Here is a 23,734-nt window from a genome sequence, read left to right on the forward strand (position 1 = left end):
TTCGTAGCCGGGGCAGGCCGGCCGCGGCGCCTTCGTCCGCTTTTTTCCACGACGCCTCCATGCCGAAGAAAAATCTCGTCTACATCCAGTCGCTGCGCAACGGCGCGGCCGATCGCGCCGGCCAGCCGGTCGCTTATCGCGGCGGCACGCGCTACATGAAGGCGCCGCTCGAATTCCTCGTCGAGCGCCTGAACGATTCGCCGCTCGGCGAACGCTACACGCTCCAGGGCGTGATCGTCGACGACGACGAAAGCTCGCCGGCCGACCGCGCGAAAGTGGCCGATTACGGCTTCGCGCGCACGCCGGGCCGCCCGTGGATCCTGCCGGAAGGGCTGACGGTGCAGGGCCGGCCGGTCGACGAGCTGTTCTGTTCGATCCCGTCGACGTACCGGCGGCTGCCGCGCGACGCGCGCGAGCGCGTGGCCGGCAAACAGGCGTTCGAGCGCCGCCTGCTCGAGCGCCTGCTCGAACTCGACGCCGACGTCGTCGTGCTCGACGGGCTGCTCGTGATCCTCGACGAACTCGTGCGGCCGGGCGCGCGCTTTCACCGGCGCATCGCGAACATCCACCCGGGCATCACCGCCGACGATTCGCCGTACCAGCGGCGCGGCGCGTGGGCGACGCTCGACGCGCTGCACGGCGCGCGCGGCGAACGGGTCGACTGGGCCACCGGCGCGACGTCGTCCATCGAACCCGTGACGATGACGGGCGCGTCGTTCCACTACGTCGACAACGGTATCGATTCCGGCGAGGTGATCTGCGACGTGCTCGACACGCCGATCGCGCCGGACGACACGATTCTCGAACTGCGCTGGAACAACTTCCAGCGCAGCCTGTTTCCGGCGCTCGAGCGCGGGCTGCATGTGCTCGCCGATCGCCACGACGCGGGAGCATTGTGATGCAAGACACGCTGACGAAACCGGCCGGCGCCGCCGACGCCGTCGAAGGTGAAGTGGCCGCCGCACTCGACGGCGCCGCGCACGGGCAGGCGGCGGCGGTCGTCGAGCATGCGCTCGACGCATGGCGGCCCGACGACGCGCCCGACGCGCTGCTCCCGACGTTAGTGGCGCTGTTCAACACCGACACGCGGCACGACGCGGCGACGATCACGGTGCCGCTCGGCGGCGCCGATGCGGCGGCCGTGGCCTCGTACGTCGCGCGTGCGGTGCGCGAAGGCGTGATCGACGGCGCGCAGGTCGCGGGCGACGCGCTGCGGCTCACCGTGTCGCGCACGACGTTCTGGCAGAACCCGCGGCCGTGGCTGAAGGCGCCTGCGTCGGGCGGGATGCCGCTGCGCTACGCGATCACGAACGGCCACCGGCATCCGGTGCGGCCGCCGTCGCCGGCCGGCGAGATCTATGCGCGCGCGATGCCGCAGGTCGGGATGACGTTCAGCCTGCGCACCGTCGACATCGACGCGCACGCGGACCTGTTCAGCGGCTGGATGAACCTCGACCGCGTCGCGCATTTCTGGGACCAGCGCGGCACGCGCGACGAGCATGCGGCGTATCTCGCCGAACGGCTGGCCGATCCGCACATGCACCCGATGATCGGCTATTTCGACGACACGCCGTTCGGCTATTTCGAGTTCTACTGGGCGAAGGAGGACCGCCTCGCGCCGTTCTACGACGCGCACGACTACGATCGCGGGCTGCACCTGCTGATCGGCGACTCGCGGTTCCAGAGCGCCGGCAAGCTGCATGCGTGGTGGAGCGGGGTGCTGCACTACATGTTCGTCGACGAACCGCGTACGCAGCGGCTCGTCGGCGAGCCGCGCGTCGATCACGTGCGGCATATCGCGTACATGCATCGGCTCGGGTTCTACACGCTGAAGGAATTCGATTTCCCGCACAAGCGCGCGGCGCTCACGGTGATCGAGCGCGATACGTTCTTTGACACTTTCCGGTTGCCGTGACGAGGCGGGCGCGCGGCGTCGGTGCGACGGCCTGCGTAGCCTGGCGATGCGCATGCATCGGCCGTCCGGTATATGGACCGCGCGGCCTGCGTCGTGAAGAATGGATCGCTCCTCTCATCGACGACAGGCCGGCAGCATGAATCAGACATCCGCGACAACGTGGGACGCAACCGCGAATGCGCGTCCCGACAAATTGACATATGCCAGCATATGTTTAGAATGGGCGCATCGTACTCCCATGGAGTGGCTCATGCGCACTGTTTCCATTTTCAAGAACGCCCGTAACCAGGCAATCCGCATCCCGAAGGACATGGAGTTCGAGGGTGTCACGGAACTCGAGATCCGCCGCGAGGGCGACACGCTGCTGTTGTGGCCGGTACGTCCCACGTGGCTGTCGTTCGCGAACGAACCGCTGGCCGATGCCGATTTCCTGGCCGAACGCCCGGCTGTCATCGAGTCCGGTCGCTTCGACCTGTCCGGCGATGCCGACGCGCCGGAGTCCAACCGGTGACCACGCTCTACATGCTCGATACGAATATCTGTTCGTTCATCATGCGCGAGCGGCCGCCCGTGGTGCTGTCGCGGTTGCAGTCGTGCGTCAACGCACAGCACCGGATCGTCGTGTCGGCCGTGACCTACGCCGAGATGCGCTTTGGCGCGGTGGGCAAGAAAGCGTCGCCGAAGCATGCGGAACTCGTGACGGCCTTCGTTTCGCGGTTGGATGGCGTGCTGTCGTGGGATTCGGCGGCAGTCGACGCCACCGCCGCGATTCGGGCGGATCTCGCCATACGCGGCACGCCGATCGGCGCGAACGATGCGTCGATCGCCGGACACGCGATCGCGGCCGGCGCGGTGCTGGTCACGAACAACGGCCGCGAATTCAGTCGTGTCGCGGGGTTGCCCGTCGAAGACTGGGTGGCTTGACCCCGACGCGCGGCAGCGTCGTCCGCTTGCCGGGCTGCGTCACGTCACACGCGGCGGGCGGGTGGGCCGGCAAGAAAGGCGTCACGGAACGCGTCGAGATACCGGTCCGCGTCGTCGTCGAACTCACCCGGCAACAGCGCGAACGCACGTGCCAGCAGGTCCTGCCCGAGCATCGCGTACATCGTTTCGTCGGCTAGCAGCGCGTGAATGGCGTCGCGCGTATGCGGCAACGCAATCCGTTTCGCATCGCGCGCCAGCAACGCCGCCGCCGCCAGCTCCGGCTGGAAACCATGTCGTTCCACCAGATCGGGCGCGACGTCCCAGATGCGCTCGCGATTACCCGCGTCGTGAAAATGCGTGAGCAGGAACAGCAGGTCGTACGCGTCGCTGTTCTGGCGCGCGCGCCGGTCCTTCCACGCAAGCAGCTTCAGCAGCACGAGCGCCGGCAGGCTGGCCACCGGCACCACGACGCCCGCGCCGACCGACACGGGCAGTGCCGTATCGACCGCCTCCTGGAAACCCAGCACGTTCAGCACGAACTCGCCGCCGGGCGGCCACGCGATTTCCCCGGGCGGCGTTTCGAGCGGCCCGAACGGCACGAGATCGAGTTCGGTGCGAAAACCCGGCGTGCCGCTGTCGAACAGCAGCTTCTGCTGATGCTTCGGCGCGTGCGCGAATTGTCCGGTCGCGACGAGCGCATCGACGAGCTGCGCGTGAAACGGCCAGCTCACCGCGCATACGGCAACGTCGACATCCCGCGTCGCACGCACCGGACGGATGCCGTGCACGTGCCACATCAGAATGTCGCGCGCGGTCGCACCGGCCACGACGAAGGCCGCGTCGAGATGCGCGCAGGCCGCGCCGACCGCTTGCAGCAGCGCGACCGCCGCCGGCTCGAGCGGCCGGCTCGCATCGATTTCAAGCGGGCGGGTGGGCGAGGTATCGGTCATGGAGCTGCGCGGCGGCGGCAAGGTTGCGGCTGTCTCCGGACGAGACGAGATCCGCATAGATCAGAAGCGGCGGCACGAGCGGCACATCCTGCTCGCGCCAGTCGAGCGCCGGCGAGCGCGGCCAGAACGCTTCGAGGATTTCGACGTCGCCACGTTCGTCCGGACGCATGCGGCCTTGCAGCAGCAGGCGGTTCGGCACGGCGCCGTGCGTATAGATGGTGATCGTGGCCGGCTTCAGATCGTGAGTCAGCAGATCGGCCGCGGGTTCGCCGCCGAGTTGCGCATCGAAGGACGCGAAATCGAAGTCGCGCCACCAGTCTGGCGAGATCGCGGCAAACCGCCGGGCCGGCAACTTCGCGCGCAGGCGGCTCGGGTAGAGCGCGACCCACTCCTGTACGAAGCGCGGCCAGTCGGGAATCAGGCGCTCGCCGTTGCGCCGTTGCGCGACGAGGCCGCGCGCGATCAGATCGTCCATCGCAAGGTTGACCGTGCCGAGCGCGACGCCCGACGCGGCGGCAATCCCCCGATACGGCTGCGCGACGAGGCCCGACTGCGTCGCGAGTGCGAACATCACGGCGAGCCCCTTCGGCGTGGTCGCGCGTGACGCCTGACGGCGCGGCGTGCGGGCAGGTTTCGGCCGACCGGCGATCATCACGGTGGCCCCCGGCTGGATCAGGCTCGCATTGCCGGCGGTATCGAGAAACGGGATGTCGTGCTCGATCAGGCGGGCGGCCAGTTCGGCGGAAAAATAAGGCGCGACCAGCATCAGCGGCCGCTCGCCCGGCGCCGGCGTGCCGCCGCGGCGACGCAGCGCCGCGAGCGCGCCCTGCAGCGATTCGACGCCGATGCTCACGGCCGCCGGCATCTCGATAGTCTGCCCGGCGATGTCGAAGCGGATCATTGCGTCGGCGCGCGCCCGGTACGTCGCCGGCACGCGCACGGGCCGCGCAGCGAAGCGCCGGCTCGCGCGCGCGAACGCGGCACAGGCCTCATCGAGCACGTGCTGTTCCGATATCGGAAGAGGAGCGTTTGCGGGCATCACGGAGGATCGCTTGTTCACTGTTTTGTCAGCGTACACAAAAAATGTACATTCGTCAAAAAATGAACAAACGTTCCCAACCATTTGATGTAAATGGATTATTCCAGATTGTTGAGCGACACCCAACGATCCCCTCCGCATGAAAATTCGAACCTGAACACACAGTGTCGTGCGTGCCGATCGCCAGCGGCAGTCGTCCGGACGGCATAGCGCTCGCGAGGGCCACGCTTCGTCCCCTGCGTGCGCGATCCGACCAGCAATCAGTAGTTGCTGCCACGACGACTTTCTGTCTGTCCGGTTGCTGTTCAACGCACTATCCTTGCCTGCACATTCCCCACTGCACAACAGGAGACGACACCGTGACGCACAGCGTGATCCCCGCAGGCCTCGCCGACGAAATGATCGAGATCCGGCACCGCATCCATGCGCATCCCGAACTGGGTTTCGAGGAATTCGCGACGAGCGAGCTCGTCGCCGAGCAGTTGCAGTCGTGGGGCTACGCCGTGCATCGCGGGCTCGGCGGCACCGGCGTCGTCGCGCAGTTGAAAGTGGGCGATGGCGCGCAGCGCCTCGGCCTGCGCGCCGACATGGACGCGCTGCCGATCCACGAAGCGACGGGCCTGCCGTACCAGAGCACGATCGCGGGCAAGATGCACGCGTGCGGCCACGACGGTCACACGGCGATGCTGCTCGCGGCCGCGAAGCACCTCGCGCGCGAACGCCGCTTCTCGGGCACGCTGAACCTGATTTTCCAGCCGGCCGAGGAAGGGCTCGGCGGTGCGAAGAAGATGCTCGACGAAGGGCTGTTCGAGCAATTTCCGTGTGACGCGATCTTCGCGATGCACAACATGCCGGGCTTCCCGACCGGCAAGTTCGGTTTCCTGCCGGGGCCGTTCATGGCGTCGTCGGATACCGTCGTCATCGACGTGCAGGGCCGCGGCGGCCACGGCGCGGTGCCGCACCGGGCGATCGATCCGGTGGTCGTGTGCGCGCAGATCGTGCTGGCGTTGCAGACGATCGTGTCGCGCAACGTGTCGCCGCTCGACATGGCGATCATCACGGTCGGCGCGATCCACGCGGGCGACGCGCCGAACGTGATTCCCGATCGCGCGCAGATGCGCCTGTCGGTGCGCGCGCTGAAGCCCGACGTGCGCGACCTGCTCGAAACGCGCATCAAGGAGGTCGTCCGTGCGCAGGCGGCCGTGTTCGGCGCGACCGCGACGATCGACTACCAGCGCCGCTATCCGGTGCTCGTGAACGATGCGGAGATGACGGCGTTCGCGCGCGGCGTCGCACGCGAATGGGGCGGCGAAGCCAATCTGATCGACGGGATGGTGCCGCTCACCGGCAGCGAGGATTTCGCGTTCCTGCTCGAGAAACGGCCGGGCTGCTATCTGATCATCGGCAACGGCGACGGGGAGGGCGGCTGCATGGTGCATAACCCCGGCTACGACTTCAACGATGCGGTGCTGCCGACTGGCGCGTCGTACTGGGTGAAGTTGGCCGAGGCGTTTCTGGTGTGATGGAGGATGCGGTGCGAGGTTGGGGCCGGGCATTCACAATCCGCTCCCAGTCATGACAGACGACATGTACCTGGCCTTGATATATGCCCATCGTGCTCAAACGAAGTGAATCATGTCGAGAAAAGCGCCTGTTTCTCCAGACGATCACGTTGTCGAGTACGTCGACGCCGGCGGGCTGTCGGAGCGATGTTCCGATAGCGACACCATGCGAGCGAGATGGCGGCCGCCCGAATCATGCAACGCACAGGTGCGCGTGTTGCATGACGCGCTGGACGCCGGGGAGGCCTCCGGTCATCCCAAGACGTTCGACGGAGAAACCTTCCTGGCTCGCATGCGGGCGCAACGCGTTGCGGTCAAGGCCGGTCACGCCTGGTCACACGCTTCCTGTCCCGAATCCTGAAGAGCGTTGGCGTCGTACCGCCGAAGGCCGGCCGATCATGTCTCGAATGCTTCCCCACCGAACAGCGCCACGACCGCATCCGGATTCGACGGCCAGTACATGTGCATGTACGTCGCGACGATCGCACCCGCGCGATAAACGGCTTCGCCGCTGCCAGCCTCGCCATCGGGCCGGGCCGCGGTCGCGACCGGCGCCAGCGCCGTATCCAGCCGCGAATAATGAAACGTATGGCCGCGCATCGGCCCGGTGCGCGTATCGAGCTGCTGCATGCCGAGCGCCGCGAACCGGCGCTGCATCGTCGCATGCCCGGGCAGCAGGCCGAGCATCGGCGTCGTCGAGCCGTCCACGTCGGTCAGCGATTCGCACAGGTACACCATCCCCCCGCATTCCGCGACGATCGGCCGGCCGGCTGCCGCATGCGCGCGAATCGTTCGTGCGGTCAGGGCATTCCCGGCAAGCGTCGCCGCGTGCAGTTCCGGATAGCCGCCCGGCAAAAACAATGCATCGCAATCGTCGGGCACGGGTTCGTCGGCGAGCGGCGAGAAGAACCGCGGCTCGGCACCGAGCGTATCCAGCAACGCGAGATTGGCCGGATAGATGAACGAAAACGCCGCATCGCGCGCCACCGCGATCCGCTTGCCGGCCAGCGCGCGCGGCAGCGGCGCGGCCACGTCCGGTTCCGCGAACGTGACGGCAGCCGGCAACTCGACAAGCGCGGTTTGCGCGAGCACATCGGCCGCGCGCTCGAGCCGTGCATCGAGATCGTCGATATCGGCCGGCTGATGCAGCCCGAGATGCCGCTCCGGCAACGCGATGCCTGCATCGGCCGGCACGTGCCCGAGCCAGCGCAGGTCGTCGGGCAACGCCTGTTGCAGCAATTCCGCGTGCCGTGCCGAGCCGACGCGGTTCGCCAGCACGCCGTGAAACGGCACCTCGGGCCGGAACCGCGCGAGCCCGAACGCGATCGCCGCAAACGTTTGCGCCATCGCCTTCGCCGAAATCACCGCGACGACCGGCACGCCGAACGCGGCCGCGAGATCGGCGCTGCTCGGCGTGCCGTCGAATAGCCCCATCACGCCTTCGATCAGGATCAGGTCCGCGTCGTGCGCGGCGTCGGCGAGCAGCGCGCGGCAACCGGCCTCGCCGACCATCCCGAGATCGAGCGCATGCACGGGTGCGCCGCTCGCGCGTTCGAGCAGCATCGGATCGAGAAAATCCGGCCCGGTCTTGAACACGCGCACGCGACGGCCGAGCCGGCGGTGCAACCGCGCGAGGCCGGCCGTCACCGACGTCTTGCCCTGTCCGGACGCGGGCGCGCTGACGAACAGCGCGGGGCAGGCCGGCATGCTCAGAACTCCACGCCGCGCTGCGCCTTCACGCCTTGCTCCTTGTACGGATGCTTGACGAGCCGCATTTCGGTGACGAGATCGGCCGCATCGATCAGCGCATCGGGCGCGTGCCGCCCGGTGACGACGACGTGCACCAACTCCGGTCGAGCCGTGAGCGTCGCGAGCACTTCGTCGAGCGGCAGGTATTCGTACTTCAGCACGGTGTTCAGCTCGTCGAGGATCACCATCCGGTAATCGCCGCTTTCGATCATCCGGCGCGCCTCGTCCCAGCCCTTGCGCGCGGTCGCGATGTCGGCGTCGCGGTTTTGCGTGTTCCACGTATAGCCGTCGCCCATCGTCACGAAATCGCACTCCGCGACCGCGCCGAGGAAGTCGCGCTCGGACGTATGCAGCGCGCCCTTGATGAACTGCACGACACCGAGCCGCATCCCGTGGCCGAGCACGCGCACGGCCATCCCGAACGCGGCCGTGCTCTTGCCCTTGCCGTTGCCGGTGTGGACGATCAGCAGGCCCTTTTCCTGGGTGGCGGCGGCCTGTTTCTTTTCATGGCCGGCGCGGCGGCGTTCGGCCATCCGCTGATGGGATTCGGAATCGGTCTTCATCGGGAGTCGTCCTGTCGAAAGCGAAACAATGGGTTCAAAGCGGGCCGGCGAGCGCGACCGTCACGCCGTCCCGGATGGATTTGGGGCCGAGCAGCCGGCCGTGCGGCGCGGCGAGCTGCGCGCACGGCTCGGCTACGCCCGCGATGCCGAAGCGGGCGAGCGCGGCGCCGGACGGACCGCTCGCGGCCAGTTCCGGGCGGCTCGCGAGTTGCGCCGCGTCGAACGCGACGAGCGGCCAGCCGCGGCGCGCGCACAGCGTGCGCAGCGCACGGGCGCGCGCCTTGTCGGCGAGCGTCGCGACGAGCGCGGGTTCGGCGGCCGGGTAGCACGCGAGCGCGGCGCGGATCGCGGCATCGAGTTGCGCGGCCGTGACGCCCGCGCGGAAACCGACACCGAGCGCGACGCGCATCATGCGTGGCCGCCGAGCGCCGCACGCACCGCCGGATCGTCGGCGAGCGCCGCGACGCGGCCGATCACGACGATCGCCGGCGAGCCGATACCGGTTTCCGCGATGCGATCGACGAGCGTATCGAGCGTCGCGACGACGTGGCGCTGTTCGGGGCGCGTCGCGTTCTCGATCGCCGCGCACGGCGTGTCGGCTGGCAGCCCGCCGTCGCGCAACGCCGCGGCAATCGCGTCGAGCCGGCGGATGCCCATGTAGACCACGATCGTCATGCGGGTGGCCGCGAGTGCGCGCCAGTCGGGCTCGTCGGCCCCCGCGCCGTGGCCCGTGACGAAGATCACGCCTTGCGCGTCGCCGCGGTGCGTGACCGGGATGCCGAGCGCGGCCGGCGCGGCGATGCCCGCGGTGATCCCGTTGACGACTTCCACCGGACAACCCGCCGCACCGAGCGCGATCAGCTCCTCGCCGCCGCGGCCGAACACGAACGGATCGCCGCCCTTGAGCCGCGCGACGCTGCGGCCCGCGCGCAGGTGCGCGAGCATCGCGGCCACGATCGCCGCCTGCGGCGTCGACGCATGGCCGCCACGCTTGCCGACGTGCTCGATCAGCGCATCGGCGCGCGCATGGCGCAGCACCTCGGGGTTCACGAGATCGTCGACGAGCAGCACGTCGGCCGCGCCGATCGCGCGCACGGCCCTGAGCGTCAGCAGGTCGGCGTCGCCGGGGCCGGCGCCGATCAGCCACGCGCGGCTCATCGCGCGCGGCACGGCGCGCACCGTGTCGAAACAGTGGAACAGGGAAGGCGGGCGGCGCATCGGCGGCCGGCGGGCAGGCAGTGCATGTCGGATCGGGCGAAACCCGCGCGAACGCGGGTGGAATGCGCACCCCATCCGTTCCCCGCGGATCGGGCGTTCGGCGAGCATCGCGCTCGCCCCTTGCGTCGGCCGGTATCCGGGCTGGCCGCTTGCCAGGCCGCAGCCTTCCCGCCCGTCGAAGGGCAGTGGCATCGCGGGCGGCCTGGGCGCACGCGCGGGAAAGCGCGTTGCGCGGGCGGCGTACCGTTGCGGGGACAGCACAGGCCGGGCGGATGTCCGCCTCCTGTTTCCCGTTTAACTGCATGCGCGGAATGCGCATGCGAGCACCGAACGCGGCGCATACGATAGCACAGCGTGCGTCGGGCGCGAGGCCGGCGAACCGCGCCCGCATCCGTCCGGGACTCAATCCGGGGAAGAAGCATTGCGTACCCGCAATATTGGTGTGCAATCATCTGGTCGACATCGTAAGCAAGGCGCCGGCTTCGGGCTGCCAGTCGCACGAAGCTGACGAGACCCATACCAAAATCGGCTCGCTCTGCCGGACCTGCAGGGCGATGGCCACTACATCGCGAAGTGCCGCGCCTATGGCGAACGTACGCAGATGGACAACCTCCAGTGGGGCCGGTTATGCACTCGCGATCGGCATGCTGGTCGTTTCGGCAGGACTGGCGCTGAAAGCCTGGCCGCTTGTTACGAAGACCGTGCTGGCGCAATCGGTTGCGGGGCTGGGGGCGCAAGTCGTGCAGCAGATCGACCTTGTGTTCGATTCGGCGGCCAGGACGCTTGCCGACGTGGATGCCTCCCCGTACGCGGACTGCTCGCCGCGAGACCTGCGCCTGTTGCGATCGGCTTCCGTGCAGTCGAAGTACGTCAAGGACGTCGGACGCCTGTCGGGCACCGATCTGCTTTGCACGACGATGCTGGGCATGCTGCCCAGGCCCTTTTCTCCGAAGCGGCAGCCATTCCGGCTGACCGACGCGATGTCGGCCTTCTGGACCGTGCCGTTGTTGTCGAGTCCTGACACGCTGGGGCTCGTGGTCGCGGGAAGGAGGGCGAACCTGCTGATGGATCTGGACGCGTTCAGGGTACTGCCGCCGTCAGGTCTGCACTACGTGATCGGGCTCAAAGGCCACCCAACCGCGCTCGTCATCGGGCTCGACGCGCGCGGCGTCCCGGCGTACGTCGATGCCAGCCAGGTGCCGGGGTTTCGGGACGGCAAATCATTCTGCTCGGCCCGCGTGCCGGTGTGCACGATCGTCGTCGTGACACCGCAAGCACTGGCAAACGCCAGTCGGCACGTCGCCTGGCTGCTGGGGATCGCCGGTGGCGCGGCGGGCTGCTGTCTGGGGCTCGGGGCGCTGATGCTGCACCGACGGTGGACGGCGCTTCCCGCGCAGATACGTCGAGCGCTGGCAAACGGGCAATTTGTCCTGCGCTATCAGCCGATCGTCGCGCTGGGCGCATCATCGCGGATCGTCTCCGCCGAGGCGCTGATCCGCTGGATCGACGGGCCAGCCGCACCCGACGTATTCATTGCCGACGCCGAACGCGCCGGCATGATCGCCGACGTCACGGCCTTCGTCGTGCGCACGGTCCTGCGGGAGATGCGCCTGCTGTTCGACAGCGAGCCGGACTTTCGCGTGACCATCAACGTCAGCGCTGACGAACTGCGGGACGGCAGCCTGATGGCGACGCTGGACCGTTGCTGGCCGGCCGGATTGTCGCGCAAGCATGTCGGCTTCGAACTGACCGAACGGTCGACCGTGGAACTGCCGGAAATTGTGCCGGCGCTTCGGCAATTGCGCGATCTCGGGCATCCCGTCTACATGGACGATTTCGGCACGGGCTACTCCAGCCTGAGCCTGTTGCAGCATCTTCCGATCGACTACATCAAGGTCGACCGTTCGCTTCTGCCAGCCGCGCCGCAGCATGACGGCACCTCGATCATTCCGGAGATCCTCGCGATTGCCCGTCGGCTCGGGGTCGGCGTGGTCTTTGAGGGCGTCGAGACCCGTGAGCAGGCGCAGATGCTCGACATCCCGGGGCTGTCGATCGGCGCGCAGGGCTGGTATTTCGGGCGTCCCGATACAGTGCAAGCGCTGCAGGAAGCGATCGCGGAGCAGTCGCCGCGAACCGGCTGAGCATCCGGACCGAAACGCCGGTCGCGACGACCGCTCGTCTTGACGCCGTCCCCCGCGGGCCGGCTGCGCGGGGCGTCGGCGCGGCCCGCGCGGTCAGAACTTGTACGCCGCCGTCAGCGTGAACGTGCGTGGCGCACCGGGCATGATCTGCGCGAGGCCCGTCGCATTCGCGTAATAGTCGCGATCGGTCAGGTTGACGGCCGCCAGCGTGACCTCGAAGTCGCGCGTGCGATAGCCGGCCTTGCCGTCCCAGCGAACGTAGGCGGGTAGTTCGAGCAGGTTGTCGCGATCGGCGTAACGCGCACCTTCGTACACCAGCCCGAGTTCGGCGAAAAATCCGCGCAGCGGCGCATGGCTGACGAACAGGCTGCCGTTCGCCCCGGACACGCCCGCCGACCGCTTGCCCGCGTACTTCGGCTCGGCGTCGACCACCCGCGCGTGTTGCCAGCCGATGCCGCCGCGGACGAACCAGTCGCCCGTGAGCCGGCCGGCGACGCCCAGTTCCAGGCCGCGATTGCGTTCGAGGCCGGTGAGGTCGAAAAAGCCCGGCCGCACCGGGTCGGCGACGCGGCGGTTGTACAGATCGAGCTGAAACAGTGCGAGGGTCGTGGTGAGCGCGCCGCCGCGCCAGTCGCTTTTCACGCCGATCTCGTATTGGCGGTTGTATTGCGGGCCGAGATCGTTGGCGTTGCCGCGCGCGTCCGGCGTGATGCCGATCAGGTCGCCGCCGACCGGCGCGAAGCTCTTGCTGTACGACGCATACACGCTGTGCGCGCGGACCGGCGACCACACGACGCCGAGCCGCGGGCTCCATGCCGTCGTCGTGCGCCGCGAATGCAGATCGTTCAGCACGTTGGTCGAATCGACGTCGAAACGTTCGCCGCGCAGGCCGCCGAGCAACTTCCACGCTCGACCGAGGTCGATGCGGTCCTGCGCGAAGATCGCGTAGTCGCTCACGCGATGGCGGTTCATCGCATACGGGCGCGGCGCCGAACCGGCCAGAGCGAAACGATCCGGTCCGCTGATCGGGACCGGCGTCGCGTCGGCCTGCCAGAGCGTCGGGCTGCGTTTCTGCCAGCCGTATTCGATGCTGAACAGCAGATGATGCAGCGCCGGTCCGGTCGCGACCTTGCCGCCCAGTTCGACGCCGGTCTGCACGTTGAGATGCGTCAAGTCCTGCAGGTAGCGCGCCCGTTGCACGCGCCGGTAGTCGCGCGGCTTCGTGACGTAGCTTTGCGTGACGTAGGTGTTGTCGAAGGTGCTGCGCAAATCCAGCACGCCCAGCGTATGACGCAGTTCCCAGTCGCCGCCGAGCGCGTGCGTGAAGACCGAGCGCCAGTTCATGTTCTGGTCGCGGATGGTGTCGCGTCCCGCCGCGCCGAAGAAGGTCGCGCGCCGCTCGGACGGCAGTGAGTACGCAACGGGTTTGCCGGCCGCGTCGAGCGCGGCGACCGGCGCCGGGATGCCGCGATCGGGCACGCGTCGGTACGCGTCGTATTCGAACTGCAGCAGCCAGCTGCGCCGCGCGTCCCGCCATTTGATCGACGGCGCGATGGTCTGGCGCGTGCCGTCGACGTGGTCGCGGAAGCTGCCGGCGTGTTCGCGTCCGGCATTGAGCCGCACGCTCCATGCGCTCGACAGCATCCGGTTGAGATCGACCGATGCGCCGAGCCGTCCATCACTGCCGGTCGCCGCCGACAGATGGCCGAAGTTTTCCGGCAACGGCTGCTTGGTGATCCGGTTGATGACGCCGCCGCCGCTGCCGCGCCCGTACAGCGCCGCCGCCGGCCCCTTCAGCACTTCGACGCGTTCGATGTTGCCGAGACTGCGCACGTATTGCGCATCGTCGCGCATGCCGTCGAGCAACAGGTCGCCCGCGGCGGAAAAGCCGCGAATGCGGAACGAATCGAAGCGCGTATCCGACGTATTGGACACGCCCGGCACGCCGGCCAGCGCGTCGGCCAGCGTGCGGCCGCCGTAGGACAGCGTTTCGTCGACTGCGACGCTGTCGATGGTTTGCGGGACGTCGCGCGGATCGCTCGCGGTGCGGGTTGCCGTGCTCACGCTTTCGGCGCGCGGATCGTTCGGATGACGGCGGCTGCGCACCTCGAGCGCGGGCAGTTCGTCGTCGAACTCGGCCGCCGGCGCAGGGAAGGAGGCCACGCCGGCGAGCGAGCACAGCGACAGGGCCAGCACAGGAAAGCGCCGCCCGGATATCTGTCGTTTCGACATGAAAATTTAAGGATGACTGAGTGATTGCCTCACATTGCCGTTGCGCGATGGTTTGCGTTGTTGTCGGCGAAGTTTATCCCGATCAGTTGAAAACGACAATCATTCGCGTTCGCCGAGGGCCGCTCGCCTTGACGCTCCCGGCCCCGCCGCCTACACTCGCACGCGTTTTGGTGCTCGCGCGCGCCGCTCCGGCACGCGCAGTTAAACGGGAAACAGGGAGCCTGCCTGCACCGCAGTCGAGCCAACCTGTGCTGCCCCCGCAACGGTAAGCGAACGCGTCGCGCGAGAAGCGCCACGCAGCGCCGCTTCGCCGCATGCCATGCGCATGCGGACGACCGCCACTGGATGCCGCGCATCCGGGAAGGCGAAGCGGCGTGTTCGTCAGCCCGGATACCGGCCTAAACGTTGGGGTTCAGCGCCGCGGGGAGGCGGCGCATCGTCCACGGCCGCAGCCGTGTTGGCATTCACGATGTCGACCGTTCGCAAGGAAGCACCATGTCCGATTCGTTGTTCCGCCCGCCGTGCGACTGTCCGCGCGGATCACGCGGCGAGCTTCCCGCGCACCGCCCGCTGAATGGCCGCGCCGCCCCCGACGCGACGATCCCGTCCTGATTCCCTCTTCGACACCGGACCTACCATGACCCTACGCAAGCTGCCCGTCACGATCGTCACGGGCTTTCTCGGCAGCGGCAAGACGACGCTGATGCGCCATATCCTGCAGCACGCCGAAGGCCGCCGCATCGCGGTGATCGTCAACGAATTCGGCGAGCTCGGCATCGACGGCGAAATCCTCAAGGGCTGCGGCATCGGCTGCGACGATGCCGACGGCGCGCAGGGCGAAGCGCCGGGCCAGCTGTACGAACTCGCGAACGGCTGCCTGTGCTGCACCGTGCAGGAAGAGTTCTATCCGGTGATGGAAGCACTCGTCGAGCGCCGCGCGGACATCGACCACGTGCTGATCGAGACGTCGGGCCTCGCGCTGCCGAAGCCGCTCGTGCAGGCGTTCAACTGGCCGACGATCCGCAACAGCTTCACGGTCGACGCGGTCGTGACCGTCGTCGACGGGCCGGCCGCCGCGAGTGGCCAGTTCGCGGAAAACCCGCAGGCCGTCGACGCGCAGCGCCGCGCCGATCCGAACCTCGACCACGAATCGCCGCTGCACGAACTGTTCGCCGATCAACTGTCGTCAGCCGATCTCGTGATCGTGAACAAGGCCGACCTCGTCGGCGACGCCGAGTTCGCGCAGATCGAAACCGCGATCCGCGAAGAAATCCCGCCGCAGGTGAAGATCGTGCGTGCGACGCGCGGCGAGCTCGATCTCGCGATGCTGCTCGGCCTCGAATCGGCGTCGGAGGACACGATCCATCTGCGGCACGACCATCACGGCTCGGCCGACGACGGCGATCACGATCATCATCACGACGATTTCGATTCGGTGGTGGTGTCGGGCGACGCCGGCATGCGCGAAGCGACGATCGCCGCATTGCAGCGGGTGGTCGAAGCGCACACGATCTATCGCGCGAAAGGTTTCGCCGCGCTGCCCGGCGCGCCGATGCGGCTCGTGATCCAGGGCGTCGGCCGCCGCTTCGACAGCTATTTCGACCGCCGCTGGCAGGACGGCGAAACGCGCGCGAGCCGCTTCGTGCTGATCGGCGAGGATCTCGACGCGGCCGCGCTGCAACGCGCGTTCGACGCCGCGTGCGCGGCCGAGCCGCAGCAGGCGTAACGCACGATGCATCTGTTGCGCACCACGCCGGGCGGCTTCGTCGACGATACGCAGGGCGTCGTCCGGATCGACCAGCAGCCGGCCGACATCGTGATCCTGAGTTCGGCCGACACGACGCTGTCGCTGCTCGCGAGCGTCGTGCCGCACTTGCCGGCCGGGTTCCCGAGCGTGCGGCTCGCGAACGTCACGTTCCTGCGGCAGCCTGCGTCGGTCGATTTCTATGTCGACGACGTGCTGCGTCACGCGAAGACGGTCGTGATCGATCATCTCGGCGGCGAAGCGTACTGGCCGTACGGGATCGAGCAGGCCGTGTCGCTCGCGTCGAAGCGCGGGCAGCAGCTCGCGATGTTCTCGGGCGACCTGCAGGAGGACCCGAACCTCGTCGCGAAGAGCACGGTCGAGGCCGAGCTGTGCCGGCTGTGGTGGCGCTATCTGCGCGAAGGCGGCGTGCACAACGCCGACGCGCTGCTGCGCAGTATCGCGTTTCACACGCTCGGGTTCGGCGACGAGCCCGAACCGCCGCGCCCGCTGCCGGCCGCCGCGCTGTATCACCCGGCGCGCGACCGTGCGAGCGTCGACGACTGGCGGCCGCGCTGGACGCCGGGCGCGCCGGTCGTCGCGATCCTGTTCTATCGCGCGCACTGGCAGGCCGCGAACACGGCCGTGTTCGACGCGCTGGCCGATGCGTTGATCGACGAAGGATTGAATCCGCTGCCGATCGCGGTGACGTCGCTGAAGGACGCGGTGAGCCGCGAGGTCATCACGCAGCTGTGCGACACGCATGGCGTCGCGCTCGTGCTCAACACCACCGCGTTCGCGGCCGGCGCGATCGACAGCGCCGAGCCCGACGTGCTGGCCGGCGACGCGCCGGTGCTGCAGGTGATTCTGTCCGGCGGCAATCGCGACGCGTGGGTGGCCGACAACCAGGGGCTGCACGCCCGCGACATCGCGATGCATGTCGCGCTGCCCGAAGTCGATGGGCGCATCGTCACGCGCGCGGTGAGCTTCAAGGGGCTCGCGTATCGTTGCCCGCACACTGAAGTCGACGTCGTGCGCTACCAGCCGGATGCGGAGCGGATCGCGTTCGTCGCGGCGCTTGCGCGCGGCTGGTGCCGGCTGCGCACGCTGGATAACGCCGACAAGCGCATCGCGCTGATTCTCGCGAACTATCCGCAAAGCGAAGGGCGGATCGGCAACGGCGTCGGGCTCGACACGCCGGCATCGGCGCTGCGCGTGCTCGCGGCGCTGCGCGATGCGGGCTACACGGTGGCCGATCTGCCGTCTGACGGTGATGCGCTGATCGCGCAACTCACCGAAGGCGTGACCAACGATCCCGCCGTGCGCACGCTGCGTCCCGCGTTTCAGAGTTACGCGCTGGCCGACTACGTCGCGCGCTTCGCGCGACTGCCGGCGGCCGTGCGCGACGCGCTGAACGAACGCTGGGGGCCGCCCGAAGCGGACCCGACGCTGCGGCAGCAGCGCTTCACGATCGCCGGCTGGCGCGCGGGCAACGTGTTCGTCGGCATCCAGCCGTCGCGCTCGCGCGACGACAACGACTACGCGAGCTACCACGATGCGGATCTCGTGCCGCCGCACGCGTATCTCGCGTTCTATTTCTGGCTGCGCGATGCGTATCGCGTCGACGCGGTCATCCATCTCGGCAAGCACGGCAACCTCGAATGGCTGCCGGGCAAGAGCGTCGCGCTGTCCGACGCATGCTGGCCCGACCTGACGCTCGGGCCGCTGCCGCATCTGTATCCGTTCATCGTCAACGATCCGGGCGAGGGCAGCCAGGCGAAGCGCCGCGCGCAGGCGGTGATCGTCGATCACCTGATGCCGCCGCTCACGCGCGCGGAAAACTACGGCCCGCTGCAGGATCTCGAACGGCAGGTCGACGAATACTATGAAGCGCTGATGGTCGATGCGCGACGCGCGAAGCTGCTGCGCAAGACGATCCTCGCGACGATCGCCGAGCATCGTCTGCATGACGAACTGAGCGTGTCGCCGCCGCGCGATGCGGGCGACGAGGATGCGCTGCTCACGCGCGTCGATGCATGGCTGTGCGAATTGAAGGAAGCGCAGATCCGCGACGGGCTGCACGTGTTCGGCGCGTCGCCGGTCGAGCGCCAGCGGCGCGACACGCTGCTCGCATTGGCACGTTTTCCGGTCGGTGACGGCAAGGGCGAACGGGCTGGCCTGATCGGCGCGCTCGCGCACGATCTCGCGCTTGGCAGCGATTTCGACCCGCTTTCGGCCGACTGGGCCGCACCGTGGACCGGGCCGCGGCCGGCCGTGCTGCAAACGCTCGACGCGTCGCCGTGGCGGCATGCGGGCGATACGCGCGAACGGCTCGAACGGCTGGCGCAGCATTGGCTCAACGTCGTGTGCGGAACCGCTTCGGAGGATCCCGGCCTCGACATGCCGCCGCCCGGCGAATGGCCGCATACGCTCGCGGTGCTCGAACGCGTGCGTTCGACGCTGTTGCCTGCGCTCGACGCGTGCGGCGGCGAGGAAATGCGGCAGTTGCTGCGCGGGCTCGACGGCCGCTTCGTGCCGCCGGGGCCGAGCGGTTCGCCGTCGCGCGGCCGTCCCGACGTGCTGCCCACGGGCCGCAATTTCTACTCGGTCGACACGCGCGCGGTGCCGACGCAGGCCGCGTGGTCGCTCGGGCTGAAATCCGCGCAGCAACTGATCGAACGCCATCTGCAGGATCACGGCGACTATCCGCGCGCGATCGGACTGTCGGTCTGGGGAACGGCCACGATGCGCACCGGCGGCGACGACATCGCGCAGGCGTTCGCGCTGCTCGGCGTGCGACCGAAATGGGCGCACGGCAGCCACCGCGTGACCGACTTCGAGATTTTGCCGATCGAGATATTCGACCGGCCGCGCATCGACGTGACGCTGCGCGTGTCCGGTTTCTTCCGCGATGCATTCCCGAACCTGATGCATCTGTTCGACGCGGCCGTGCAGGCGGTTGCCGCACTCGACGAGCCCGAGGAACTGAACCCGATCCGCGCGCGCATCGAGCGCGAACGCGAGAAGTGGGTCGCGCAGGGCATGGCGCCCGACGAAGCGCGCCGCCGCGCCGGCTGGCGCGTGTTCGGCGCGCGGCCGGGCAGCTACGGCGCGGGCCTGCAGGACCTGATCGACCAGCGGCGCTGGCAGACCGACGCCGATCTCGCGGATGCCTACCGTCGATGGGGCGGCCATGCATACGCGCAGAACAGTGCGGGCGACGCCGCGCCCGACGTGTTCGGCGAGCGGCTCGCGACGATCGACGTCGTCGTGCAGAACCAGGACAGCCGCGAGCACGACATTCTCGATTCGAACGACTACTACCAGTTCCAGGGTGGAATGACGGCGGCGGTGCGGCACCTGTCCGGGCAGCAGCCGAGTATCTATCACGGCGACCATGCGAACCCGGTCGCGCCGAAGATGCGCACGCTGCGCGAGGAAATCGCGCGCGTGATCCGCTCGCGCGTCGTCAACCCGAAATGGCTCGACGGCGTGAAGCGTCACGGCTACAAGGGTGCGGCCGAACTCGCCGCGACCGTCGATTACCTGTACGGCTATGACGCGACCGCGCGCGTGCTGTCCGATCACCAGTACGCGCTCGTCGCCGACGCGTACCTGTTCGACGACGCCACCCGCGCGTTTCTCGAACGGCACAACCCGAACGCGCTGCACGGCATCTGCGAGCGCTTCGTCGAAGCGATGCAGCGCGGGCTGTGGCAGCAGCCGGGCCCTTATCGCGAGCGGATCGAGGCGATCTGGCTCGCCAGCGAACAACGTCAGGAAGGAGGACGGCGATGACCGATCCGACGACGCACCGCGCCCGCGCGGTTTTTCCGTTTGCGGCGCTCGTCGCGCAGGACGCGTTGCAGCAGGCGCTGCTGCTCGCCGCGATCGACCCGTCGCTCGGCGGCGTGCTCGTCAGCGGCCCGCGCGGCACCGCGAAATCGACCGCGGCGCGCGGCCTCGCGGAGCTGCTGCCGGAAGGGCAGTTCGTCACGCTGCCGCTGTCGGCAAGCGACGAGCAGGTGACGGGCACGCTCGATCTCGCGCACGCGCTGGCCGAAAACGGCGTGCGTTTCCGGCCGGGCCTGCTGGCGCGCGCGCATCGGGGCGTGTTGTATGTCGACGAAGTGAACCTGCTCGCCGACGGGCTCGTCGATACGCTGCTCGACGTCGCCGCGAGCGGCGTGAACATCGTCGAGCGCGATGGCGTGTCGCATGCGCACGACGCGCGCTTCGTGCTCGTCGGCACGATGAATCCCGAGGAAGGCGAGTTGCGTCCGCAACTGCTCGACCGCTTCGGGCTGATGGTCGAGCTGGAGAACTGCTTCGACGCCGCCCAGCGCGAGCGGATCGTGAAGGCGCGTCTCGCGTTCGATCTCGATCCGGATGCGTTTCGCGCGCGTCACGCGGCGGCCCAGCGGGCACTCGCGGACCGGATTGATGCGGCGCGTGCGCGGCTGGCGACGCTGGATTTCGATGATGCGGTCCATGCGCGCGTCAGCGCGCTGTGCATCGACGCGGCCGTCGACGGGTTGCGCGCCGATCTCGTGATGCTGCGCGCCGCGCGTGCGCTGGCCGCGCTGGAGCAGGCCGACGCGGTGACGGTGTCGCATGTGGCGCGCGTGGCCGAAGCCGTGCTGCGGCATCGGCGCCATGCGGGGCCGCCGCCGTCGCAGCAAGGTGGTGAGCACGACGATCGTTTGCGCTCGGATACACCACGGCAGCCCGACAAGCGACACGGCGGCACCGACGACACAGAGGCCGACGCGTCCGCATCGCAGGGCGACTGGGGCTACCTGCCGCCCGAACCGACCGGGCTGCGCGACGTGAAAAGCGTGGTGCCGCTGCCGCTAAAAAAACGCTGAGCCATCGAGCCGGCGCCGCCGCGAACGCGATTCGCGGTCCTCGATGGCAGACAGGCGCCGCCGCGCGCGTGCCGGGCACGGCGCGCGCCGGCACGGCCGTCGCGTGGCCGGCGACGCTCGCCGCGAAACGCGGCGGCCCGCTGCATCGCGATCATCTGCGCTACGGGAAACGCGCGGGCACGCCGCACGCGCTACATTGCTTCGTGCTCGACTGTTCGGCGTCGATGTTGTCGCATGAGCGGCTCGCGCTCGCGAAGGGGCTGATCGTCGCGTATTTCGATCAGGCTGCGCGCGCACGCGTCGAAACCGCGTTGATCTGCTTCGGCGGCAACGGCGCCGCGCGGCGCTTCGGCCCGGCCGTACCGCGCTGGTGGAACGCGCGCTGGCTCGAGCCGGTCGACGGCGGCGGCGGCACGCCGCTCGCGGACGGTATCGCGACCGCCGCGCAGTTGCTTGCCCGCGCCGCTCGCCGCGAGCCCGGCAAGCAGCGCTGGCTGTGGGTGCTGTCCGACGGCCGCACGCGCGAGATGCCGGCCAGACCCGCGGCGGCCGATCACGTCGTGTTCGTCGACTTCGACGATGCGGCCGTGCGAATCGGGCAGGGCGCGCGGCTCGCCGCGGCGTGGGGCGCGCGATGGATGACGGTCGACGCGCTTCGCACGGATCTCGCCGGCTGATGGCCGGTCGGCGGTGCGCTATGATCGGCGTTTGCGCTTCTGCCCACTGGACACTCCCGCCATGCAAGTACTGGTCGATGCCGACGCATGTCCCGCCGTCATCAAGGACATGCTGTTTCGCGCCGCGCGTCGCGCCGAAATCCACGTGACGCTGGTCGCGAACCAGTTTCTGCGTACGCCGCCGTCGCCGTTCATCAAGGCCGTGCAGGTGCCGGCCGGCTTCGACGTGGCCGACGCGCGCATCGTCGAGCTGGCGGAACCCGGCGACCTCGTGATCACCGCCGACATCCCGCTGGCCGCCGCCGTGCTCGACAAGGGCGCGCACGCGCTCGACCCGCGCGGCAACTGGTTCAGCCGCGAGAACATCGAGGAGCGCCTGTCGACGCGCGCGATGATGGACCAGTTGCGCAGCGCGGGCATCGACACCGGCGGGCCGGCGCCGTTCAGCGCGCGCGACGGCAAGACGTTCGCGTCGCAGTTCGACCGGTTCCTCGCGCGGCACGGCAAGCCGTAACGGCATGCGTTTGCGCCCGTCTGCGCCCGGCCGGGATGCAGGTTCGCGCCGACGCTGCTATCGTGTGGCGCGAACCCTCAGCACAGGAGCGCACGCGTGTCACCGACCCAACTTCTCGTTCCGACCTACGCCCAGATGCTGCGCGCCCAGTCAGCGTGGCTCGACAAGGCCGTCGCCCACCGGCAGGCCGCCGGTGACGAACCCGACGCGGCGATGACGCTGAGGCTCGCGCCCGACATGTGTCCGCTCGCCGCGCAGGTGCGCTTCTCGTGTTTCCAGGCGATGGAGCCGGTGCACCGGCTGCGCGGCGAACCGCTGCCGGCGGCATTGCTCGCGTTGCGCGAGGCGGGCTGGAATGCCGATGCGCAACCCGGCTCGCCGGCCGATGCGCAGGCGCTCATCTCCGGCACGCTCGCCTTTCTCGGCGAACTCGCACCGGATGCGCTCGATGGCGGCGCAGCGCTGCCGATCTCGCTCGAGATGCCGAACGGGATCGCGTTCGACATGACCGGCGAACAGTACGCGCGCGACTGGGCGCTGCCGCAGTTCTACTTTCACGCGATCGCCGCGTACGCGATCCTGCGCCATCACGGCGTCGAACTCGGCAAGGCCGATTACGTGCCGCACATGCTCGCCTACGTGCGGCCGGGCACGATTCCGCAGGGTTGAGCCGGCCTCCGGGCGGCCGCGAAGCGACATGGCACGTGCTCTGTTCCTCTGCAGCCGCAACCGGCTGCGCAGCCCGACGGCCGAAGCGGTGTTCGCCGCGTGGCCGGGCGTCGAAACCGACTCCGCGGGCCTCGCGCCCGACGCGGACGTGCGGCTGTCCGCCGAGCAGCTCGATTGGGCGGACATCGTGTTCGTGATGGAGCGCGCGCACAAAGCGCGACTGTCGGCGCAATTCGGTGCGCATCTGAAGCACCGGAAGATCGTCTGCCTCGATATCCCCGACCGCTACGCGTTCATGCAGCCCGAACTCGTCGCGCTGCTCGAACGCAAGGCTGGCCCATTCCTGCGCGCGTAATCGCCGCGAGCCGTGCCCAAGCCTGAGCCGGCATCGACCTTAGCGAAGCGGTTCGCTCACGAATGCAGAAAACAGTCGAGCCGCAGCAGCTCGATGATCTTGCGTGTCGGCACGCTCGCTCGCAGCGTGTCGAGCCGGTCGACCGCGAACCACTTGCAGTGGGCGATCTCGTTGCTCGCGCGCGGCATCAGGTGCGCCGGCACGTCGGCCACGAACACGTGATGCAACTTCGTCAGCCCGCCGAACTGCACCGCGTAGTCGAGCGCGAGTCCCTCGAGCCGGGTTTCCTCCGCGAGTTCCCGCCGCGCGGCTTCGAGCGGCGTCTCGCCGCGCCGGATCGTGCCGCCCGGCAGCGACCAGCGCGCCGTGGTGCGCGCGACCAGCAGCACGCTGCTGCGCTGGCGGCACACGATCGTGGCGCGTTCCTTGATGACGGCGAGGGTATCCGGCCCGGTGCTCATGTTCTGGCAAGACAGGTGCTGAATCGTGGAGAGAAGTGCACGCCGGCGGCCGTCGTCCGACAGCAGGCGGCGACGGCATGCAAGCCGCCGCGCCGATGTTACCGGCCGTTCGTGACAGTTCCGTGCACCGCGGTCGCACGGCGGAATGGACGA

22 protein-coding genes and 2 riboswitches are annotated in these 23,734 nt (G+C 68.8%); of the genes, 14 read left to right on the top strand and 8 right to left on the bottom strand.

Features of this window, described 5'->3' with window-relative positions:
* The first annotated feature begins 59 nt into the window (after positions 1-59).
* The 4 genes from KR541_RS08275 (at position 60) to KR541_RS08290 (ending at position 2,839) form a co-directional block, all read left to right on the top strand.
* Positions 60-899, top strand: a complete 840-nt coding sequence (locus tag KR541_RS08275; protein ID WP_089488427.1) for a formyltransferase family protein — start codon at positions 60-62, stop codon at positions 897-899.
* Entirely contained in the window at positions 899-1,915 is a 1,017-nt protein-coding gene (locus tag KR541_RS08280) for a GNAT family N-acetyltransferase (RefSeq protein ID WP_089488428.1), read from the top strand. The genes KR541_RS08275 and KR541_RS08280 overlap by 1 nt, the downstream gene beginning before the upstream one ends.
* Positions 1,916-2,165: 250 nt before the next feature.
* Positions 2,166-2,426 carry a type II toxin-antitoxin system VapB family antitoxin gene (gene vapB / locus KR541_RS08285; RefSeq protein WP_216089492.1) on the top strand — a complete coding sequence of 87 codons (261 nt, stop codon included), beginning with the start codon at positions 2,166-2,168 and terminating at the stop codon, positions 2,424-2,426.
* Positions 2,423-2,839 carry a PIN domain-containing protein gene (locus KR541_RS08290; RefSeq protein ID WP_080334190.1) on the top strand — a complete coding sequence of 139 codons (417 nt, stop codon included), beginning with the start codon at positions 2,423-2,425 and terminating at the stop codon, positions 2,837-2,839. The genes vapB and KR541_RS08290 overlap by 4 nt, the downstream gene beginning before the upstream one ends.
* A 44-nt stretch (positions 2,840-2,883) precedes the next feature.
* Here KR541_RS08290 and KR541_RS08295 read toward each other — a convergent pair whose 3' ends face one another.
* Positions 2,884-3,789, bottom strand: coding sequence for a nucleotidyl transferase AbiEii/AbiGii toxin family protein (locus KR541_RS08295; protein ID WP_050012620.1), 906 nt, complete (start codon positions 3,787-3,789; stop codon positions 2,884-2,886).
* On the bottom strand, positions 3,758-4,828 hold the full coding sequence (locus tag KR541_RS08300) for a type IV toxin-antitoxin system AbiEi family antitoxin (RefSeq protein ID WP_050012621.1): 1,071 nt from the start codon (positions 4,826-4,828) through the stop codon (positions 3,758-3,760). The genes KR541_RS08295 and KR541_RS08300 overlap by 32 nt, the downstream gene beginning before the upstream one ends.
* 359 nt (positions 4,829-5,187) lie before the next feature.
* Between KR541_RS08300 and KR541_RS08305 the strand changes: the two genes are divergently transcribed.
* A complete protein-coding gene (locus KR541_RS08305) occupies positions 5,188-6,351 on the top strand; it encodes a M20 aminoacylase family protein (RefSeq protein ID WP_089488430.1) in 1,164 nt (387 codons plus the stop codon).
* Between the two features lie 112 nt (positions 6,352-6,463).
* Entirely contained in the window at positions 6,464-6,751 is a 288-nt protein-coding gene (locus KR541_RS08310; protein WP_089488431.1) for a type II toxin-antitoxin system ParD family antitoxin, read from the top strand.
* Between the two features lie 35 nt (positions 6,752-6,786).
* Here KR541_RS08310 and KR541_RS08315 read toward each other — a convergent pair whose 3' ends face one another.
* From KR541_RS08315 to cobA, 4 genes are read right to left on the bottom strand one after another with little or no spacing between them, the layout of a single operon-like run.
* Entirely contained in the window at positions 6,787-8,097 is a 1,311-nt protein-coding gene (locus KR541_RS08315; protein WP_050012623.1) for a cobyrinic acid a,c-diamide synthase CobB, read from the bottom strand.
* 2 nt (positions 8,098-8,099) lie between these two features.
* Positions 8,100-8,702: a cob(I)yrinic acid a,c-diamide adenosyltransferase gene (gene cobO / locus KR541_RS08320; protein ID WP_089488432.1), complete on the bottom strand. Its 603-nt coding sequence runs from the start codon at positions 8,700-8,702 to the stop codon at positions 8,100-8,102.
* Positions 8,703-8,736: 34 nt separating this feature from the next.
* The gene (locus KR541_RS08325; RefSeq protein WP_050012625.1) at positions 8,737-9,114 is read right to left on the bottom strand and encodes a cobalamin biosynthesis protein; all 378 of its coding nucleotides are present in this window, start codon (positions 9,112-9,114) and stop codon (positions 8,737-8,739) included.
* Positions 9,111-9,920: a uroporphyrinogen-III C-methyltransferase gene (cobA, locus tag KR541_RS08330; RefSeq protein ID WP_235356174.1), complete on the bottom strand. Its 810-nt coding sequence runs from the start codon at positions 9,918-9,920 to the stop codon at positions 9,111-9,113. Before cobA ends, KR541_RS08325 begins: the two co-directional genes overlap by 4 nt.
* A gap of 110 nt (positions 9,921-10,030) precedes the next feature.
* Positions 10,031-10,267, bottom strand: a riboswitch (cobalamin riboswitch).
* Positions 10,268-10,564: 297 nt separating this feature from the next.
* On the opposite strand from cobA, the gene KR541_RS08335 reads away from it, so the two are divergent.
* The gene (locus KR541_RS08335) at positions 10,565-12,061 is read left to right on the top strand and encodes an EAL domain-containing protein (protein WP_216089493.1); all 1,497 of its coding nucleotides are present in this window, start codon (positions 10,565-10,567) and stop codon (positions 12,059-12,061) included.
* A 93-nt stretch (positions 12,062-12,154) separates the two neighbouring features.
* Here the strand turns inward: KR541_RS08335 and KR541_RS08340 are convergent, their stop codons facing one another.
* Positions 12,155-14,293 (bottom strand): TonB-dependent receptor, encoded by a 2,139-nt coding sequence (locus tag KR541_RS08340; protein WP_216089494.1) that lies wholly within the window; start codon positions 14,291-14,293, stop codon positions 12,155-12,157.
* A gap of 151 nt (positions 14,294-14,444) precedes the next feature.
* Positions 14,445-14,709, top strand: a riboswitch (cobalamin riboswitch).
* 221 nt (positions 14,710-14,930) lie between these two features.
* Between KR541_RS08340 and cobW the strand changes: the two genes are divergently transcribed.
* The 7 genes from cobW to KR541_RS08375 all read left to right on the top strand — a co-directional run bounded on the left by cobW (position 14,931) and on the right by KR541_RS08375 (position 23,120).
* On the top strand, positions 14,931-16,019 hold the full coding sequence (cobW, locus tag KR541_RS08345; protein ID WP_216089495.1) for a cobalamin biosynthesis protein CobW: 1,089 nt from the start codon (positions 14,931-14,933) through the stop codon (positions 16,017-16,019).
* A gap of 6 nt (positions 16,020-16,025) precedes the next feature.
* Positions 16,026-19,835, top strand: a complete 3,810-nt coding sequence (cobN, locus tag KR541_RS08350; protein ID WP_216089496.1) for a cobaltochelatase subunit CobN — start codon at positions 16,026-16,028, stop codon at positions 19,833-19,835.
* The gene (locus KR541_RS08355; RefSeq protein ID WP_050012630.1) at positions 19,832-20,905 is read left to right on the top strand and encodes a magnesium chelatase ATPase subunit I; all 1,074 of its coding nucleotides are present in this window, start codon (positions 19,832-19,834) and stop codon (positions 20,903-20,905) included. The genes cobN and KR541_RS08355 overlap by 4 nt, the downstream gene beginning before the upstream one ends.
* A 68-nt stretch (positions 20,906-20,973) precedes the next feature.
* Positions 20,974-21,582, top strand: a complete 609-nt coding sequence (locus KR541_RS08360) for a vWA domain-containing protein (RefSeq protein WP_050012631.1) — start codon at positions 20,974-20,976, stop codon at positions 21,580-21,582.
* A gap of 61 nt (positions 21,583-21,643) precedes the next feature.
* A complete protein-coding gene (locus KR541_RS08365) occupies positions 21,644-22,096 on the top strand; it encodes a YaiI/YqxD family protein (protein WP_050012632.1) in 453 nt (150 codons plus the stop codon).
* Positions 22,097-22,192: 96 nt separating this feature from the next.
* Entirely contained in the window at positions 22,193-22,765 is a 573-nt protein-coding gene (locus KR541_RS08370) for a DUF1993 domain-containing protein (protein ID WP_050012633.1), read from the top strand.
* 28 nt (positions 22,766-22,793) lie between these two features.
* A complete protein-coding gene (locus KR541_RS08375; protein WP_050012634.1) occupies positions 22,794-23,120 on the top strand; it encodes a low molecular weight protein tyrosine phosphatase family protein in 327 nt (108 codons plus the stop codon).
* A 56-nt stretch (positions 23,121-23,176) separates the two neighbouring features.
* Here the strand turns inward: KR541_RS08375 and KR541_RS08380 are convergent, their stop codons facing one another.
* The gene (locus KR541_RS08380) at positions 23,177-23,581 is read right to left on the bottom strand and encodes an NUDIX hydrolase (RefSeq protein ID WP_050012635.1); all 405 of its coding nucleotides are present in this window, start codon (positions 23,579-23,581) and stop codon (positions 23,177-23,179) included.
* Positions 23,582-23,734: the final 153 nt, after the last annotated feature.

This window comes from Burkholderia sola (assembly GCF_905400185.1).
GTDB classification, from domain to species: domain Bacteria; phylum Pseudomonadota; class Gammaproteobacteria; order Burkholderiales; family Burkholderiaceae; genus Burkholderia; species Burkholderia sola.